Source organism: Actinoplanes sp. NPDC026623, from assembly GCF_040638275.1.
Lineage (GTDB): Bacteria > Actinomycetota > Actinomycetes > Mycobacteriales > Micromonosporaceae > Actinoplanes.
Genome location: NZ_JBEZXZ010000118.1, coordinates 11,535 through 27,937, shown reverse-complemented (window position 1 = coordinate 27,937; position 16,403 = coordinate 11,535). Strand labels below are relative to the sequence as shown.

The following is a 16,403-nucleotide window of genomic DNA, read 5'->3' as shown; positions in this document are numbered from 1 at the left end:
CGGACCGGTCAGCTCCTCGGCGCGGGCGAGCAGGGCCCGCCGCTCCGGCTCGGAGGGTGCCGCCGCGGCCGCCCGTTCGAAGAGGGTCACGGCGGCGTCGACGTCACCGGCGCGCGCGGTCAGGTCGGCCTCGGCGGCGATCGCGTACGGGTACCCGTCGAGGCCGCCGCCCGCGCGGGCCGCGGCGAGCAGCACGAGCCCGGCGTCCGGGCCGAACGCGTACCCGTGGGCCACCGCCCGGTTCAGCGCGACCACCGGCGACGGCAGCAGCCGCACCAGCTCGTCGTAGAGCCCGGCGATCGCCGGCCAGTCGGTGGGCGTCCGGGCGTGGCAGGCGGCGATGCGGGCCTGCAGCGCGTACTGGCCGCCGGTCGACGGCAGCAGCGTCAGCGCCTCGGCGATGGCCGCGTGATCCCACCGGGACCGGTCCTGCCGGTCGAGCGTGCGCAGCTCGCCCGCGTCGTCGCGGCGGGCGGCACGCCGCGAGTGCTGCAGCAGAAACAGCGCGAGCAGCGCCCGGATCTCCGGCTCGCCGGGCATGAGCTGGTCCAGCAGCCGGGCGAGCCGGATCGCCTCGTCGGCGAAGGCGGGCTCGCCGTCCGCGTCGTAGCCCCGGGTGAAGAGCAGATAGAGCACCGCCAGCACCCCCGGCAGCCGCTCGACAAGCGCGGCCCCGGCCGGCACCCGGTACGGGATCCCGGCCTCGGCGATCCGCGTCTTGGCCCGGGTCAGCCGCCGGGTCATGGTGGACTCGGTGACCAGGAAGGCCCGCGCGATGTCGCCGGTCGGCACCCCGGCGATGGTCCGCAGCGTCAGCGCGACCCGCGCCTCGAGGTGCAGCGCGGGATGGCAGCAGGTGAAGATCAGCCGCAACCGGTCGTCAACGACGCCCTCCCGCTCGACCCCTCCGGGTGAGGATGGGAGGAGCGCCAGCTCCTCCCGCTTGCGGCGTTCGACGGTCGCGCGCCGCAGCACGTCGATCGCACGGTTGCGCGCGACCGTCATCAGCCATCCGCCCGGGTTCGCCGGAACCCCGTCTCGCGGCCAGCGTTCGAGGGCGAGGACGAGTGCCTCCTGGGCGCAGTCCTCGGCCAGCGTCCAGTCACCGGTGATCCGGATCAACGCCGCGACGATCCGCGGGCGCGACTGCGCGCCCGCCTCGGCGATCGCCTCACCGGCCCCGGTCATCGCGTCACGCGAACGGACGCAGTTCGACGCGGCCGTTCCAGGCCATCGGGTGGGTGCGGGCGACCTCGATCGCCTCGTCCAGGTCGGCGCACTCGAGGATGTCGAAGCCCACGATCAACTCCTTGGTCTCGGCGAACGGGCCGTCGGAGAGCAGCAGTTCGCCGCCGCGTACCCGGACTGTGGTGGCCGCGGCGGGCGACCCGAGGATGTTGCCCTGCACCCGGCGCCCCGCGGCGTCGTTCTCCGCCACCCACACGTCGATGTCGGGCACCTGGGACTCGTCGGTCTCGGGCTCGGTGTCGGTGCAGACGAACATCATGTACTTCATCTCAGCGCTCCCTTGTTTCGTGATCTCACCACGGTGACGAACGGGCGACGGGCTCCGGACAGCTCCGGCCGAACAATTTCCGGGTTCGGCTGTGCCGCAGCTCACCATCGTCCGTACGACCGACGAGAAGAGGCGATCTTGAGACGGCGACGTTATGATGGGTTGGCCCGGCCGAGAGGCGCTGCGACGGACCACGGTCCGCCACGCTCGGCCGAGGACCAAAGACGACGCAAGGGCGCCTCCTTAATAGGGGGTGCCCTTCTTCATGTCAGATCGACTTCAGCAGATCAACGGCCTCGACTTCGCCGTCGCCGACCTGTCGCTGGCCGGTTTCGGCCGCCACCAGATGCGCCTCGCCGAGCACGAGATGCCCGGCCTGATGTCGCTGCGCACCGAGTACGCGGGCCAGTTCCCGCTGCGCGGCGCCCGCATCGCCGGCTCGCTGCACATGACCATCCAGACCGCCGTGCTGATCGAGACGCTTGTCGCGCTCGGTGCGGACGTCCGCTGGGTCTCCTGCAACATCTTCTCGACCCAGGACGAGGCCGCCGCGGCGATCGTCGTCGGCCCCGAGGGCACCGTCGAGGCCCCCACCGGCACCCCGGTCTTCGCCTGGAAGGGCGAGACGCTGGAGGAGTACTGGTGGTGCACCGAGCAGCTGTTCAACTTCGCCGACGGCCAGGGCCCCAACATGATCCTGGACGACGGCGGTGACGCCACCCTGCTCGTGCACAAGGGCGTCGAGTTCGAGAAGGCCGGCGCTGTCCCGCAGGCCACCGCGGACGACCACCACGAGTTCACCATCATCCTCGACACCCTGCGCCGCAGCCTGGCGTCGGACCCGCAGCGCTTCACGCGGATCGCCGCCGACACCCGCGGTGTCACCGAGGAGACCACCACCGGTGTGGCCCGGCTCTACAAGCTGGCCAAGGAGGGTGAGCTGCTCTTCCCGGCGATCAACGTCAACGACGCGGTCACCAAGAGCAAGTTCGACAACAAGTACGGCATCCGCCACTCGCTGGTCGACGGCCTCAACCGCGCCACCGACGTCATGCTCGGCGGCAAGCTCGCCGTCGTGTGCGGCTACGGCGACGTCGGCAAGGGCTCGGCCGAGACGCTGCGCGGCCAGGGCGCCCGGGTCGTCGTCACCGAGATCGACCCGATCTGCGCGCTGCAGGCGGCCATGGACGGCATGCAGGTCGTCCGGATCGAGGACGTCGTCTCCGAGGCCGACATCTTCATCACCACCACCGGCGGCCAGGACATCATCACGCCGGAGCACATGGCGGCGATGAAGCACAACGCCATCGTCGGCAACGTCGGCCACTTCGACGACGAGATCGACATGGCCGGCCTGGCCAAGGTCCCCGGCATCGAAAAGGTCGAGGTCAAGCCGCAGGTCCACGAGTGGCGCTTCCCGGACGGGCACGCCGTGCTGGTGCTCTCCGAGGGCCGCCTGATGAACCTGGGCAACGCCACCGGGCACCCCAGCTTCGTGATGTCGAACTCGTTCACCAACCAGGTCATGGCCCAGATCGAGCTCTGGACCAAGCCGGGCGAATACGAGAAGCAGGTCTTCGTGCTCCCGAAGCACCTGGACGAGAAGGTCGCCCGTCTGCACCTGGACGCCCTGGGCGTGCGGCTGACCGAGCTCACCAAGAAGCAGGCCGAGTACCTCGGCGTCGCGGTCGAGGGTCCCTACAAGCCGGACCACTACCGCTACTGATCGATCGCGGCCCAGGTCGCTCCCGTACGGGTGTGACCTGGGCTGTTTCGTTCCCGGCGCCGGCCAGCGCCGCCGCCCGGCCGACCACCGCGCGCGGGCTGGTCAGGACCGGCGTCGCCAGGTCCGCGAGAAGTTCGGCCGCGGGAGCCATGCTGGCCTGGGCCAGGACGATCACGTCCGCGTCCAGCCCGCGGCAGTGCGCCGCCACCCGCCGCGCGTAGCCCTCGAGGTCGCCGGCCGCGAAGAGCGCCCACGCGTCCAGGCAGGGCGCGTCCACGATCTCCACCGGCGCGCCGGCCGCGCACTCCAGCAGCAGCGAGCGGGTCGGCGCGAGGGTCGACTCCACCGTGGCGACCACGGCGATGCGCCCGCCGGCCGCGACGGCCGCCTCGGCCATCGGGCGGTCGATGCGCAGCACCGGCACCCCCACCGGGACAAGCTCCGCGTGCCCGCCGAGGGTCGAGCAGGTGCACACCACGACATCCGCCCCGGAGGCGGCCAGCGAGCGCAGCCGCTCGCCCAGCCGCTCGGCGACGTCGGCGTCGACCCCGCGCTCACCCGCGTCCGCCAGCAGCCGCGCGTCCACCACGTGCAGATCGCGCACGCCGGGCGCCAGCTCAGCGGTCAGCTTCCGGAAGGTGGGCACGTGGGCGTCGGCGGTGTGCAGGAACCCGATCGTGGTCATCCCCAAGCATGCCTCAGACCTGGCGGAACTCGATGCCCAGCAGGCTCGCCGCCGCCCGGTAGTCGGCGGCGCGGTGCTCCAGCGACAGCGACCAGTGGTGGCCGACGCCGGAGGCGCTCCAGTCGTCGACCCACTCGCCCGGGTCGCGGCCGAAGTCGACCCGGCTGGTCGTGTTGCCGATCGCCAGCAGCGGGCCGGGCACGACCGTGCCCTCGGCGGCGATGAACGACAGCGAGCCGTCCCGGTCCTGGCCGAGCCCCAGCAGGGTGACCGGGCCGGACCGGACGTCGACCTCGACGCTGACGCCCCAGCCGCGCTTGCCGTGGTAGACGCCGAGGCCGCGCAGCAGCGGGTCGCGGTCGCCGACCGCCAGGTGGGCCGGGCCGTCGTGGCCCATCTCCACCACGTTGTCCTCGAAGTTCAGCGCCTGCAGCTCGCAGAACGTGCCGCCGGCACCGACTGCCTGCGTCGCCAGTTGCGCCACCGTCGTGCGCAGCTCGTACTCGCCGGTGGCCGGTACGCCCCGGGCGGTGAGCAGCGAGGCGCCGAGGATCATCCCCGCGCCGAGCCGCTCGTGCTGCTCGCCGTCGAGCCCGCGGTGGTAGTAGGCGATGCTGTCCAGCTCGAAGTCGTCGACCAGCCGGTCCAGCGCCACCGACACCGTCGCGCCCCAGGCGAAGTCCTCCTCGCGTACCGAATCGTCGAGGGTGAAGGTCTCCCGGGCGAGCTCCATCCGCTGCCGGGTCTCCGGCTCCGTGACCTTCTCCACCCGCTGCCGCAGGTCGTCGAACTCGAGCACCTCGACGTGCGAGCCGAACGTCGCCGGCAGCAGGGTCAGGTCGGTGGAGACGTCGAGCATCCCCGGGTAGAGGTGGCCCATCAGCCCGTGCCGCGCGTGCCGCAGCGCCGCGCGGACGTGTGCGGCGCGGATCCACTGCCCGATTCGCCGCCAGGCCGATTCCTGGCGCAGCCAGCCGGAGACCGACCGGAACTCGATGCCGGCCCGGCGGAACGTGTTGCCCATCTCGGGCACCGGGCACTGCCCGCAGTAGGCCAGCCAGGCGCCGGTGCCGAACGACGCGTGGTCCATCTTCTCGGTCGGCTGCAGGTCGATGACCAGCACCGGGGTGTTCGCCCGCCGGGCGATCGGCAACACCATCGACGCGGTCAGGTACGTCGTCAGGAACAGCACGATGAGGTCGCAGTCCGCGCGCCGCAGCCGCTCCGCCGCGGCAGCGCCCTCCTGCGCGTCCGAGATGAAGCCGACGTCGGTCACCTCGGCGTCCATGTCCTGGAACCGCTGCGAGACGTAGCGGGCGGACTCCTGCAACTGCGGCAGCAGGCCGGGGAACTGCGGCCAGTACGCGCCGAGGCCGCCGGCGACCAGGCCGATCCGGGTCCTGCGCCGCCGTCGGGGTTGCATCTCGGTCATTGCTCCACCGCCTCCACAAGGATGACGTGCAGGCGGCGCGGGCCGTGCACGCCCTCGACGCGGTTGAGTTCGATGTCGCTGGTCGCGGACGGGCCGCTGATCCAGGTGAGCGGCCGGCGCGGGTCGAGCCGGGCGAGCGCCTCCGGCACGGAGGCCACCACCTGGTCCGCGCGGACGACGCAGATGTGCAGGTCGGGCAGGAGCGAGACGATCCGGCGGCCCTGATCGGGCGAGCCGTCCAGGACGATGGTGCCGGTCTCGACGATGGCGACGGTGGCGGCGGTGAGCACTCCGCCGGCGACGGCGAGGGTGTCCGCGCTCAGGTCGTCGTCGGGCAGCACCTCCACCGAGGCGGGCAGCCAGGCGGGGTCGATGCCGGGCGGCACCACCAGCGGCCCGGGCGCCAGGGCGGCCACGGTGTCCGCGATCGCGACGCCGCGGTGCACGACGGCCCGGTAGTCCTCCAGCCGTTCCACGAACAGGCCGAGGTCGACCGGGCGGACGCCGCGGGAGTACTCGCGCGGGATCTCGGCCGCCGCCGGCGCGCCGCCGGCGCCCAGCGCGGCCCGGATCCGCCCCAGCACCAGCTCGCGGCCGCTCATCGCTTCGCCCACCAGTCGCGGAAGGTCTCCGCCGGCGGTTTCGGCAGGTCCCGGCTCGCGGTCCAGCCGTTGAACGGCGGGGGCAGGCGCCGCCCGGCGAACCGGCTCAGGCGCGCGGCATGCTGCGCGGCCGCGAACAACTTCGGCCGGTCCATCGTGTACGCCGCCGCGGCCATCGCGATCGACTCCGGCGTCGGCCGCCGCCTCGCCTTGACGTGCTCGCCGCGCAGGTGCACCAGGATCGTCGGGATGTCGATCTTCACCGGGCAGGCGTCGAAGCAGGCGCCGCAGAGCGACGACGCGTACGGCAGGGAGGCGTTGTCCTCCACGCCGGTGAGCTGCGGCGACAGCACCGCACCGATCGGACCCGGATACACCGACCCGTACGCGTGCCCGCCGGTCCGCTCGTAGACCGGGCAGACGTTGAGGCAGGCGGAGCACCGGATGCAGTGCAGCGCCTGGCGGCCGACCTCGTCGGCGAGCACCGCGCTGCGGCCGTTGTCGAGCAGCACCAGGTGGAAGCTCTGCGGCCCGTCGCCGGGCGTCACCCCGGTCCACATCGACGTGTAGGGGTTCATCCGCTCGCCGGTCGACGCGCGCGGCAGCAGTTGCAGGAACACCTCGAGGTCCTGCCAGGTCGGCACGAGCTTCTCGACGCCCATGACGGTGATCAGGGTCTCGGGCAGCGTCAGGCACATCCGGCCGTTGCCCTCCGATTCCAGCACCGCCAGCGTCCCGGTCTCGGCGATCGCGAAGTTCGCCCCGGAGACCGCGACCCTCGTGTTGAGGAACGTCTCGCGCAGGTAGCGCCGGGCGGCACCGGCCAGGACCACCGGATCATCGGTCAGCGCCGGGTCGACGCCGGGCATCTCGCGCAGGAAGATCTCGCGGATCTCGGCGCGGTTGCGGTGGATCGCCGGGACCAGGATGTGGCTGGGCCGGTCGTGTCCGAGCTGGACGATCAGCTCGGCCAGGTCCGTCTCGACCGGCTCGATCCCGGCGGCGGCGAGCGCCTCGTTGAGCCCGATCTCCTGGGTCGCCATCGACTTGACCTTGATGACCCGGTTTTCGCCGGTGGCCCGGACCAGCTCGGTGACGATCCGGTTGGCGTCGTTGGCGTCCGCGGCCCAGTGCACCACCCCGCCGGCCTTGGTGACGTTCTCCTCGAGCTGCAGCAGCAGCTCCGGCAGCCGGGCCATGGTGTCGGCCTTCAGCGCCGAGCCGGCCGAGCGCAGCTCCTGCCAGTCGGGCAGCTCGGCGACGACCGCGCCGGACTTGGCCCGGATGGTGTTGGTGGCGTGCCCGAGGTTGCGGCGCAGCTGCTGGTCGCCGAGCGCCTTGCGCGCCGCCGCGGGGAACGACTCCTCGCCGCGCAGGTTCCCGACGCCGCGCGGCGCCGTCGTCGGCATGCCAAGAAAGGTGTTCACGCCGTGCCCTCCTCCGTAGCCGCGAGGATCTCCGCGAGGTGCACCGTCCGGACCTCGGCGCCGAGGCGGGACAGGCCGCCGCCGATGTGCATGAGGCAGGACGAGTCGCCGGCCGCGCAGACCTCCGCGCCGGTGTCGAGCACATGCCGCATCTTGTCGGCGAGCATCGCGGTCGAGGTGTCCGCGTTCTTCAGCGCGAACGTGCCGCCGAAGCCGCAGCACTGGTCGGCCGCGGGCAGCTCGAGCAGCTCCATCCCGCGTACGTTGCGCAGCAGGCGCAGCGGCTTGTCGCCGACCCGGAGCATCCGCAGCGAATGGCAGGTCGGGTGGTAGGTGACCCGGTGCGGGTAGTAGGCGCCGACGTCCTCGACCCCGAGCACGTCGACGAGCAGTTCGGACAGCTCGTAGGTCCGCGTGGCGAGGTCGTCGGCGCGGGCGGCCAGCGGTTCGTCGCCCGCCGAGCGGGCCACGTCCGCGTGCTGGTGCCGCACCGATCCGACGCACGATCCGGAGGGCGCGACCACCACGTCGTACGGCGCGAAGGTCCGCACGTGCCGCCGGACCAGCGGCAGCGCGTCCCGCCGGTAGCCGGTGTTGATGTGCATCTGCCCGCAGCAGGTCTGCGCCTCGGGGAAGACCACCTCGTGGCCGAGGCGCTCCAGCAGGCGCACCGTCGCCTTGGCCGCGTCGGGGAACATCGTGTCCGCCAGACAGGTCACGAACAAGGCGATGCGCATGTCAGGCCTCCAACCGGCGCTCGGCCGACCGCCACGCCGCCCCGTCGCCGCGCGGATCGTAGCGCACGATCTGCTGATTCTCCCGCAGTAAGGCTCGCAGCGCGGGAAGGCCACCGTCGATCGCTCCCGCCGCCCGCGCCTGGACGAGCACATTGCCCAGCGCGGTGGCCTCGACCGGGCCGGCCAGCACCGGCAGCCCGCAGGCGTCGGCGGTGAGCTGGCAGAGCAGCTCGTTGCGGGCGCCGCCGCCGACGATGTGCACCGCGTCGACGTGCCGTCCGGAGAGCTGCTGGGCCTGGCGCACCGCACGCCGGTGTGCGAGCGCCAGGCTGTCCATGATGCACCGGACGACCTCGGCCGGCGACGCGAACGCGCCGCGCCCGCTCGCCGCGGTGAGCCGGCCGGCCATGTCGCCAGGCGGGAGGAACACCGGGTCGTCGAGGTCGACGACGGCGTGGAAGGCGGGCACCGCGGCGGCCTCGCGCAGCAGGGCCGGCAGATCCGGCGAGCCCCACTCCCGCAGGCACTCCTGCAGCGGCCAGAGCCCCATGACGTTGCGCAGGTAGCGCACGGTCCCGTCGACGCCGCCCTCGTTGGTGAAGTTGGCCAGCCGGGACGCCTCGGTCAGCACCGGCGCGGGAAGCTCGACGCCGACCAGCGACCAGGTGCCGCAGGAGATGTAGGCGAAGTCCGGTCCCGCGGCGGGGACGCCGACCACCGCCGAGGCGGTGTCGTGCGAGCCGACCGCGATGACGTCGGGCGTGCCGATGCCGATCGCCTCCCGCACCGGGCCGATGACCGTGCCCGGCGCCCGCAGCGGCGGGAACAGGCTGGGCCGGATGCCGAGCGAGGTCATCAGCTCGCCCGCCCACCCGCCCGCGCGCAGGTCCAGCAGCTGCGTCGTGGAGGCGTTGGTGAACTCGGCGCCCACCTCGCCGGTCAGCCAGTACGCGAGCAGGTCCGGAATCAGCAGCAGCCGCCGGGCCGCCTCCAGCTGCGGGGTATCCGCCGCCGCCACGAGCTGGTAGATCGTGTTGAACGGCTGCTTCTGCAGGCCGGTCAGCGCGTACAGCTTGTCCTCGCCGATCAGGGCGGCGACCCGCTCCGGCACCCCGTCGGTGCGGGCGTCGCGGTAGTGCACGGGGTTGCCGAGCAGCGCACCGGTCGCGTCGAGCAGCCCGTAGTCCACCGCCCACGAGTCGATGCCGATGCCGTCGACCGGCCCGGCCAGCCGCAGTCCCTCGAGGACACCGCGGTACAGCGCGAGCACGTCGGTGTGCAGCGTCGCGCCGATCCGCACCGGTTCGTTGGCGAAGCGGTTGACCGCCGTCAGCGAGACGGCGCCGGCCTCGACGCGGCCGACCATGACGCGCCCGCTGGACGCGCCGAGGTCGACCGCCGCGAAGACGCTCACCGCAGGAACGCCGCCGCCACCCCGGCGTCCACCGGGATGTGCAGGCCCGTCGTGTGCGACAGCTCGCCGGCGGTCAGCACGAACACCGCGTTGGCGACGTGCTCCGGCAGCACCTCGCGCTTGAGCAGGGTGCGCTGGGCGTAGTAGGCGCCGAGTTCCGATTCGGGTACGCCGTAGACCGCGGCGCGCTTGGCGCCCCAGCCGCCGGCGAAGATGCCGGAGCCGCGTACCACGCCGTCGGGGTTGATGCCGTTGACCCGGATGCCGTGGCCGCCGAGCTCGGCGGCGAGCAGCCGGACCTGGTGCGCCTGGTCGGCCTTCGCCGCACCGTACGCGACGTTGTTCGGGCCCGCGAAGAGCGAGTTCTTGCTGGAGATGTAGACGATGTCGCCGCCGAGGCCCTGCGCGATCATCACCGCCGTCGCGGCCTTGGCGACCAGGAACGAGCCCTTCGCCATGACGTCGTGCTGCAGGTCCCAGTCGGCCTCGGTGGTCTCGAGCAGCGGCTTGGAGACCGACAGCCCGGCGTTGTTGACGATCAGGTCCACCCCGCCGAAGGCGAGCACGGCCTCCCGCAGCGCCGCGGCGACCGCGTCCTGCGAGGTGACGTCGGCGTCGACGGCCAGCGCCGCGTCCGGGCCGCCGATCTCGGCGGCGACCGCGGTGGCCGATTCGACCGAACGGTCGGCGACGACGACGCAGGCGCCCTCGGCGGCGAGCCGCAGCGCGATCGCCCGGCCGATGCCGGAGCCGCCGCCGGTCACGAACGCGACCCGGGTGGCCAGCGGCCTCGCCGGGGGCATCCGCCGCAGCTTGGCCTCCTCGAGGGCCCAGTATTCGATCCGGAACTTCTCGGCCTCGTCGATCGGCGCGTACGCGGAGACGGACTCGGCGCCGTGCATGACGTTGATGGCGTTGACGTAGAACTCGCCGGCCACCCGGGCGGTCTGCTTGCCGGCACCGAAGCTGAACATGCCGACGCCGGGCACGAGCACGATCGCCGGGTCGGCGCCGCGCATCGGCGGGCTGTCCGGCAGCGCGTGCCGCTCGTAGTAGGCGCGGTAGTCCTCGCGGTAGGCCGCGTGCAGCTCCCGGAGCCGGGCCTCGACCTGCGCGAGCGGCGCGTCCGGCGCGGTGTCGAGCACCAGCGGCTTCACCTTGGTGCGCAGGAAGTGGTCCGGGCAGGAGGTGCCGAGCGCGGCCAGCGCGGGCATCCGCTCGCGCCCGACGAAATCGAGGACGACCTCGCTGTCGGTGTAGTGGCCGACCTGGGCGCGGTCGGTCGAGGCGAGTCCCCGGACGATCGGGAAGAGGGCGGCGGCGCGCTCCCGGCGTACGGCATCGGGAAGGGGCCGGTGGATCAGCGGGCCGAACGGCGCCTCGCGGCCGTGCGCGGCGATCCAGGCCGCGGCGGTCTCGATGATCTCCAGGGAGTTGGCCTCGCACTCGGCGCCGGTGGCGCCCCACGCGGTGATCCCGTGCCCGCCGAGGATCACGCCGACGGCCTGCGGGTTGGCCCGCCGCACCGCCGCGATGTCGAGACCGAGCTGGAATCCGGGCCGGCGCCAGGGCACCCAGAGCACCCGGTCGCCGAAGATCTCCTTGGTCAGCGCGGGGCCGTCGGCGGCGGTGGCCAGCGCGATGCCCGCGTCCGGGTGCAGGTGGTCGACGTGCGGCGCGTCCACCAGGCCGTGCATGGCCGTGTCGATCGACGGGGCGGCGCCGCCGCGACCGTGCAGGCAGTAGTCGAACGCGGCGACCATCTCGTCCTCGCGCTCGACGCCAGGGAAGACCTCGGTCAGCGCCCGCAGCCGGTCGAGCCGCAGGACGGCGAGGCCGGACTCCGTCAGCGTGCCGAGGTCGCCGCCGGAGCCCTTGACCCAGAGCAGCTCGGCCGGGGCGCCGGTGACGGGATCGATCTCCGTGCCCTTGGCCGAGGTGTTGCCGCCGGCGTAGTTGGTGTTGCGCGGGTCGGCGCCGAGACGGTTGCTGCGGGCCAGGAGGTCGCTGACCGCGGGGTTAGGCATGACGCATCCTCCGCCGGCTCGCCTGAAACGTTTCACACATTGCGGAAAGATTACGGGCCGAACCCGGGTCCGGTCAATACCCAGGAGGCCTAGTAGCCCCGCGAACGCACCACCGTCGAGGCCCGCGCGACCAGCTCCGGCACGAAGGTGAGCTGCTGGTGCTCGTGGTCGGGGTTGGTCGCCTCGTCGAGCACGAGCTGGGCGGCGGCGCGGCCCAGCTCCTGGCGCGGCTGGCGCACCGAGGTCAGCGGGACCGCCGCCGCGGCGGCGAACTCGATGTCGTCGAAGCCGACGATGGCCAGCTCCTCCGGCACCCGCAGGCCGGCGCCGATGCTCTGCTGCAGCAGGCCGAGCGCGAGCAGGTCGTTGGCGCAGAACGCGGCGGTCGGCCGGCGCCGGGCCGGGATGCCGGCGAGCCGCTCCCCCGCGGAACGCCCCTCGGCGACCGTCAGCGCGGCCGTCGGCAGGTAGATCAGATCGTCGGGCGGCAGGCCGAGCTCTTCCCAGATCTGCCGGGCACCCTGCACCCGCTCGCGAACCTGCCCGATCGAGTCCGGCCCGCCGACCACGGCGACCCGGGTGTGCCCCTGCTCGGCCAGGTGCTCGACGGCGATCCGGCCGCCCAGCACGTCGTCGACGGCCACGGAGCAGAACACCCCGCCGGCGCCGACCCGGTCGACTATGACCACCGGGATGCCCCTCCGGGCGATCTCGGCGAGGTAGCCGGCCTCCGGGTTGACCGGGGTGATCAGGATGCCCTGTACCCGCTGCTGCATGAGGCGGTCGACGTGCACCTCCTCGCGCTCCGCGCGGCTGTTGCTGTTGCAGATGAACAGCGACAGGTCGGCGTCCTCGGCGGCGAGCTCGATGCCCTGCGCGACGTCGTGGAAGAACGGGTTGGTGCCGTCGAGCATCACGTACGCCAGGGTGCGGCTGGTGCCGGCGCGCAGCTGGCGTGCCGACTCGTTGCGCACGAAGCCGAGCTCGGCCATGGCCCGTTCGACCCGCTCGCGAGTGGCCGGGCTGACCACCTCGGGCCGGTTCATCACGTTCGACACCGTGCCGAGGGAGACACCGGCCGACCGGGCGACGTCCTTTACGGACGGTGTCCTGCCGTTGACCAAGACTCCCCCTTTGAAACGTTGAAGCGTCATCCTACGGTACCGGCCGCCCCTGCCCCGGGCGTGTTTCTCGTTGGTTTCGACCAGATGCTTGACACGTGTGATCGGCGCCACCTACGTTCGTCACACAGCTTATGAAACATTTCAAACAACGTTTGCGGAGGTGGCCCGTGGCGGCAGCGCCCGACGAGTCGTCGCCCATCCCGGCGCTGGAAGTACGCGACGTGACCAAGTCCTTCGGCGCCGTCGCGGCCGTGCAGGGGGTCAGCTTCCCCCTGTACGCGGGCGAGGCGCACGCGGTGGTCGGCGAGAACGGCGCGGGCAAGTCCACCATCGTGAAGATGCTCGCCGGGGTCTACCGCCCCGACACCGGGACCCTCGCGGTCAACGGCGTTCCGGCCGATTTCGGCGGCCCGGCCGACGCCAAGGCCGCCGGCATCGCCGTGATCTACCAGGAGCCGACGCTCCTCCCCGACCTGTCGGTCGCCGAGAACATCGCGATGGGCAACCAGCCGCTGACCCGGCTGCGGCAGATCGACCGCCGGGCCATGCACGCCAACGCGACCCGGCTCTTCGCCCGGCTCGGCGTGCACATCGACCCGGACCGGCCGGCCCGCGGGCTGTCCATCGCCGACCAGCAACTCGTCGAGATCGCGAAGGCGCTCTCCAGCGAGGCCCGCATCCTGATCATGGATGAGCCGACGGCCGCGCTCAGCGGGGTCGAGGTCGAACGGCTCTTCACGGTCGCCCGGGCGCTGCGCGACGAGGGCGCCGCGATCATGTTCATCTCGCACCGCTTCGAGGAGATCACCGCCCTCTGCCAGCGGGTCACGATCATGCGGGACGGCCGGCACGTCTGCACCGAACTCGTCGCGGACCTCAGCGTCGACGACATGATCCGGCGGATGGTCGGGCGCGAGCTGAGCGCGCTCTTCCCCAAGCAGGACGCCGTCGTCGGCGAGACCGTGCTCGAGGTGGAGGGCCTCGGCCGCGAGGGCGTCTTCCGCGACATCAGCTTCACGGTCCGGGCCGGCGAGATCGTCGCGCTGGCCGGCCTGGTCGGCGCCGGCCGCTCCGAGGTGATGCAGGCGGTGTTCGGCGTGGACACCTACGACACCGGCTCGGTCCGCTTCCTCGGCAAGCCGCTGCGGGCCGGCTCGCCACGGGCGGCGATGGCGGCCGGCATGGCGCTCGTCCCCGAGGACCGTCGCCAGCAGGGGCTGATCATGGAGCTCTCCGTCGAGCGCAACGTGACGCTGCCGCGCAGCCGCGCGCTCGCCCGGCTGGGCCTGCTGCTCGGCGGGTCCGAGCGGCGCGAGGCCCGAAGCTGGACGCAGCAGTTGCAGACCAAGCTGGGCCGGCTGTCCGACCCGGTCGGCACGCTGTCCGGCGGCAACCAGCAGAAGGTCGTGCTGGCCAAGTGGCTGGCCACCGAGCCGAAGCTGCTCATCGTCGACGAGCCGACCCGCGGCATCGACGTCGGCACCAAGGCCGAGGTGCACCGGCTGATGTCGTCGCTGGCGGCCCGCGGCCTCGCCGTGGTGATGGTCTCGTCCGAGCTGCCCGAGGTGCTGGGCATGGCCGACCGGATCGTCGTCCTGCGCGAGGGCCACGTCGTCGCCCAGCTCACCCGAGAAGAAGCCAACCAGGAGTCCGTCATGTACGCCGCCATGGGACAGCAGGTCGCAACGTGAGCGCGGCCTCGGCCACCGCCCCACCGACACCCTCCCCGGTCAAGAGGATCGTCGGTGCCCTGATCAGGACGCGCGAGCTCGGCATCATCCTGGCCCTCGCCGCGCTGATCTGTTACACCGCCGCCGGCAACCCGCGCTTCCTCTCCGGACAGAGCGTCCGCGACATCCTGCTGAACACGGCGATCCTCGCGGTGATGGCGGCCGGGCAGGCCGTCGTGGTCATCACCCGCAACATCGACCTGTCGGTCGGGTCCGTGCTCGGGCTGAGCGCGTTCGCCGTCGCGACCATGATGAGCGCCAACCCGGGCCTGCCGATGATCGTCGCGATCCTGGCCGGACTCGCCATCGGCGGCGTGGCCGGGCTGATCAACGGCGTGCTGGTCCGCTTCGGCCGGGTGCCGGCCCTGGTGGTCACGCTCGGCACGCTCTACATCTTCCGCGGCGTCACCTACTCCTGGGCGGGCGGCCAGCAGGTCAACGCCGACGAGTTGCCCCGGCACTTCCTGACCTTCGCCAACGACTCGTTCCTCGGCTTCCTGCCCTGGCTGGTGCTGATCGCGCTCATCGTGGTCGGCGGCGTCTCGGTGATGATGCGCAACTACCGGGTCGGTCGCGAGCTGTACGCGATGGGCTCGAGCCCGCAGGCCGCCGAGCTGGCCGGCATCCGGGTGGCCCGCAACCTGCTGGGCGTGTTCGTGCTCAGCGGCGCGCTGGCCGGCCTGGCCGGGGTGCTCTTCGCCGCCCGGTTCGGCACGGTCGACGCCGCCGCCGGCACCGGCCTCGAGCTCAACGTCGTCGCCGCCGTCGTCGTCGGCGGGGTGGCCGTCTTCGGCGGCAGCGGCACGGTCTGGGGCGCCGGCCTCGGCGCGCTGCTGCTGACCGTCATCGGCAGCGCCCTGGCCGTCCTGGACATCAACCAGTTCTGGCAGCAGGCCATCGTCGGCGCCCTGATCATCGCGGCCATCTGCGCGGACCGCCTGGTCGCGGTCCGGATCGCCCGCGCGCTGCGGAAGAAGGACTCCCATGTCTGAGCGTGTGAGGGCCCGGCTGGCGAGCTGGGACAGCATCATCATCCTGCTGACGGTCGCCGTGCTGGTGGTCGCCTCGCTGACCGTCAGCAACTTCGGGACCGGCCGCAACTTCACCTTCCTGGTCCTGGACCTGATGCCGATCATGCTGGTCGCACTGCCGATGACCTTCATCATCGTGACCGGCGAGATCGACCTGTCGGTGGCGAGCACGCTCGGCCTGGCCAGCTCGATCATGGGATACCTGTGGAATCAGGGCCTGTCCATCGAGTCGATCATCCCGATCTGCATCGTCGCCGGCGCGCTGCTCGGCGCGCTGAACGGCTTCCTGGTCACCGGGCTCGGGCTGCCCTCGCTGGCGGTCACGATCGGCACGCTCGCCCTCTACCGCGGGCTCGCCTTCGTGGTGCTCGGGGACGGCGCCGTCGCGGACTTCCCGTTCAACTACACCGGCTGGGTCACCGGCACCATCGGTGACGGCTCGGTCCCCAACGTCCTCGTCCTGATCGTCCCGCTCGCGGTGCTCTTCGGGGTGATCCTGCACGCGACCCCGTTCGGCCGTTCCCTGTACGCGATCGGCGCGAACGCACAGGCCGCCCACTTCTCCGGCATCCGCGTCGCCCGCACCAAATTCTGGCTCTACGTGGTCAGCGGTGCGGTCGCCGGGCTCGCCGGTGTGCTGTGGACGCTGCGCTACTCCAGCGCCCGCGCGGACAACGGCGCCGGTCTCGAACTGGCCGTGGTCGCCGCGGTCCTGCTCGGCGGCGTCTCCATCTTCGGCGGCAAGGGCAGCCTCCCCGGTGTCCTCGCCGGCGTGGTCCTGCTCGCCGCCCTCCAGAACGCCCTACGCCTGCAGGACGTGTCGGGCCAGGCGCTGAACGTCGTCACCGGCGCCCTGCTCGTGCTCTCCGTGCTCCTGCCCAACATCGCCACCTCGATCCGCAACACCTGGCAAAGACGGAGACTCCGTCGCGCCGCCGCTGTTTAACCTCCC

The 16,403-nt window shown here is 72.3% G+C and carries 14 protein-coding genes and 1 riboswitch; of the genes, 4 read left to right on the top strand and 10 right to left on the bottom strand.

Annotation, left to right across the window (positions count from 1 at the left end; translation table 11 throughout):
* Together AB0F10_RS28805 and AB0F10_RS28800 are read right to left on the bottom strand one after the other, a co-directional pair.
* Nucleotides 1-1,188 (bottom strand): sigma-70 family RNA polymerase sigma factor (locus AB0F10_RS28805; protein WP_360631732.1); only part of this gene is annotated, 1,188 nt, incomplete at its 3' end.
* A gap of 4 nt (nt 1,189-1,192) precedes the next feature.
* Nucleotides 1,193-1,516, bottom strand: a complete 324-nt coding sequence (locus AB0F10_RS28800) for a YciI family protein (protein WP_360631729.1) — start codon at nt 1,514-1,516, stop codon at nt 1,193-1,195.
* A 167-nt stretch (nt 1,517-1,683) separates the two neighbouring features.
* A riboswitch (S-adenosyl-L-homocysteine riboswitch) is annotated at nt 1,684-1,764 on the top strand.
* A 17-nt stretch (nt 1,765-1,781) separates the two neighbouring features.
* Here AB0F10_RS28800 and ahcY point away from each other — a divergent pair.
* The gene (gene ahcY, locus AB0F10_RS28795; RefSeq protein ID WP_360631726.1) at nt 1,782-3,242 is read left to right on the top strand and encodes an adenosylhomocysteinase; all 1,461 of its coding nucleotides are present in this window, start codon (nt 1,782-1,784) and stop codon (nt 3,240-3,242) included.
* Here ahcY and AB0F10_RS28790 read toward each other — a convergent pair.
* The 8 genes from AB0F10_RS28790 to AB0F10_RS28755 all read right to left on the bottom strand — a co-directional run bounded on the left by AB0F10_RS28790 (nt 3,169) and on the right by AB0F10_RS28755 (nt 12,690).
* A complete protein-coding gene (locus AB0F10_RS28790) occupies nt 3,169-3,927 on the bottom strand; it encodes an aspartate/glutamate racemase family protein (RefSeq protein ID WP_360631723.1) in 759 nt (252 codons plus the stop codon). The genes ahcY and AB0F10_RS28790 overlap by 74 nt on opposite strands.
* A 13-nt stretch (nt 3,928-3,940) precedes the next feature.
* Complete coding sequence (locus AB0F10_RS28785) at nt 3,941-5,359, bottom strand: L-fucose/L-arabinose isomerase family protein (protein ID WP_360631720.1); 1,419 nt, start codon at nt 5,357-5,359, stop codon at nt 3,941-3,943.
* Nucleotides 5,356-5,961, bottom strand: a complete 606-nt coding sequence (locus AB0F10_RS28780; RefSeq protein WP_360631717.1) for an LUD domain-containing protein — start codon at nt 5,959-5,961, stop codon at nt 5,356-5,358. The genes AB0F10_RS28785 and AB0F10_RS28780 overlap by 4 nt, the downstream gene beginning before the upstream one ends.
* A complete protein-coding gene (locus AB0F10_RS28775; RefSeq protein ID WP_360631714.1) occupies nt 5,958-7,388 on the bottom strand; it encodes a lactate utilization protein B in 1,431 nt (476 codons plus the stop codon). The genes AB0F10_RS28780 and AB0F10_RS28775 overlap by 4 nt, the downstream gene beginning before the upstream one ends.
* Complete coding sequence (locus tag AB0F10_RS28770; protein WP_360631711.1) at nt 7,385-8,125, bottom strand: (Fe-S)-binding protein; 741 nt, start codon at nt 8,123-8,125, stop codon at nt 7,385-7,387. The genes AB0F10_RS28775 and AB0F10_RS28770 overlap by 4 nt, the downstream gene beginning before the upstream one ends.
* Nucleotide 8,126: 1 nt before the next feature.
* On the bottom strand, nt 8,127-9,539 hold the full coding sequence (locus tag AB0F10_RS28765) for a rhamnulokinase family protein (protein ID WP_360631708.1): 1,413 nt from the start codon (nt 9,537-9,539) through the stop codon (nt 8,127-8,129).
* Complete coding sequence (locus tag AB0F10_RS28760; protein WP_360631705.1) at nt 9,536-11,566, bottom strand: bifunctional aldolase/short-chain dehydrogenase; 2,031 nt, start codon at nt 11,564-11,566, stop codon at nt 9,536-9,538. The genes AB0F10_RS28765 and AB0F10_RS28760 overlap by 4 nt, the downstream gene beginning before the upstream one ends.
* Nucleotides 11,567-11,655: 89 nt before the next feature.
* On the bottom strand, nt 11,656-12,690 hold the full coding sequence (locus AB0F10_RS28755) for a LacI family DNA-binding transcriptional regulator (RefSeq protein ID WP_360631701.1): 1,035 nt from the start codon (nt 12,688-12,690) through the stop codon (nt 11,656-11,658).
* Between the two features lie 167 nt (nt 12,691-12,857).
* Here AB0F10_RS28755 and AB0F10_RS28750 point away from each other — a divergent pair, with 167 nt between their 5' ends.
* Genes AB0F10_RS28750 through AB0F10_RS28740 form a run of 3 tightly spaced genes read left to right on the top strand, consistent with a single transcriptional unit; the run spans nt 12,858 to nt 16,397 of the window.
* Nucleotides 12,858-14,381, top strand: coding sequence for a sugar ABC transporter ATP-binding protein (locus AB0F10_RS28750; RefSeq protein WP_360631698.1), 1,524 nt, complete (start codon nt 12,858-12,860; stop codon nt 14,379-14,381).
* A complete protein-coding gene (locus AB0F10_RS28745) occupies nt 14,378-15,412 on the top strand; it encodes an ABC transporter permease (RefSeq protein WP_360631695.1) in 1,035 nt (344 codons plus the stop codon). The genes AB0F10_RS28750 and AB0F10_RS28745 overlap by 4 nt, the downstream gene beginning before the upstream one ends.
* The gene (locus AB0F10_RS28740; RefSeq protein WP_360631692.1) at nt 15,405-16,397 is read left to right on the top strand and encodes an ABC transporter permease; all 993 of its coding nucleotides are present in this window, start codon (nt 15,405-15,407) and stop codon (nt 16,395-16,397) included. The genes AB0F10_RS28745 and AB0F10_RS28740 overlap by 8 nt, the downstream gene beginning before the upstream one ends.
* The last annotated feature ends 6 nt before the right edge of the window (nt 16,398-16,403 follow it).

Excerpts from the sequence above, each read along its gene's own strand:
- AB0F10_RS28800 (WP_360631729.1), bottom strand. The coding sequence starts at position 1,516 with ATGAAGTACATGATGTTCGTCTGCACCGACACCGAGCCCGAGACCGAC.
- ahcY (WP_360631726.1), top strand. The coding sequence starts at position 1,782 with ATGTCAGATCGACTTCAGCAGATCAACGGCCTCGACTTCGCCGTCGCC.
- AB0F10_RS28790 (WP_360631723.1), bottom strand. The coding sequence starts at position 3,927 with ATGACCACGATCGGGTTCCTGCACACCGCCGACGCCCACGTGCCCACC.
- AB0F10_RS28785 (WP_360631720.1), bottom strand. The coding sequence starts at position 5,359 with ATGACCGAGATGCAACCCCGACGGCGGCGCAGGACCCGGATCGGCCTG.
- AB0F10_RS28780 (WP_360631717.1), bottom strand. The coding sequence starts at position 5,961 with ATGAGCGGCCGCGAGCTGGTGCTGGGGCGGATCCGGGCCGCGCTGGGC.
- AB0F10_RS28770 (WP_360631711.1), bottom strand. The coding sequence starts at position 8,125 with ATGCGCATCGCCTTGTTCGTGACCTGTCTGGCGGACACGATGTTCCCC.
- AB0F10_RS28760 (WP_360631705.1), bottom strand. The coding sequence starts at position 11,566 with ATGCCTAACCCCGCGGTCAGCGACCTCCTGGCCCGCAGCAACCGTCTC.
- AB0F10_RS28740 (WP_360631692.1), top strand. The coding sequence starts at position 15,405 with ATGTCTGAGCGTGTGAGGGCCCGGCTGGCGAGCTGGGACAGCATCATC.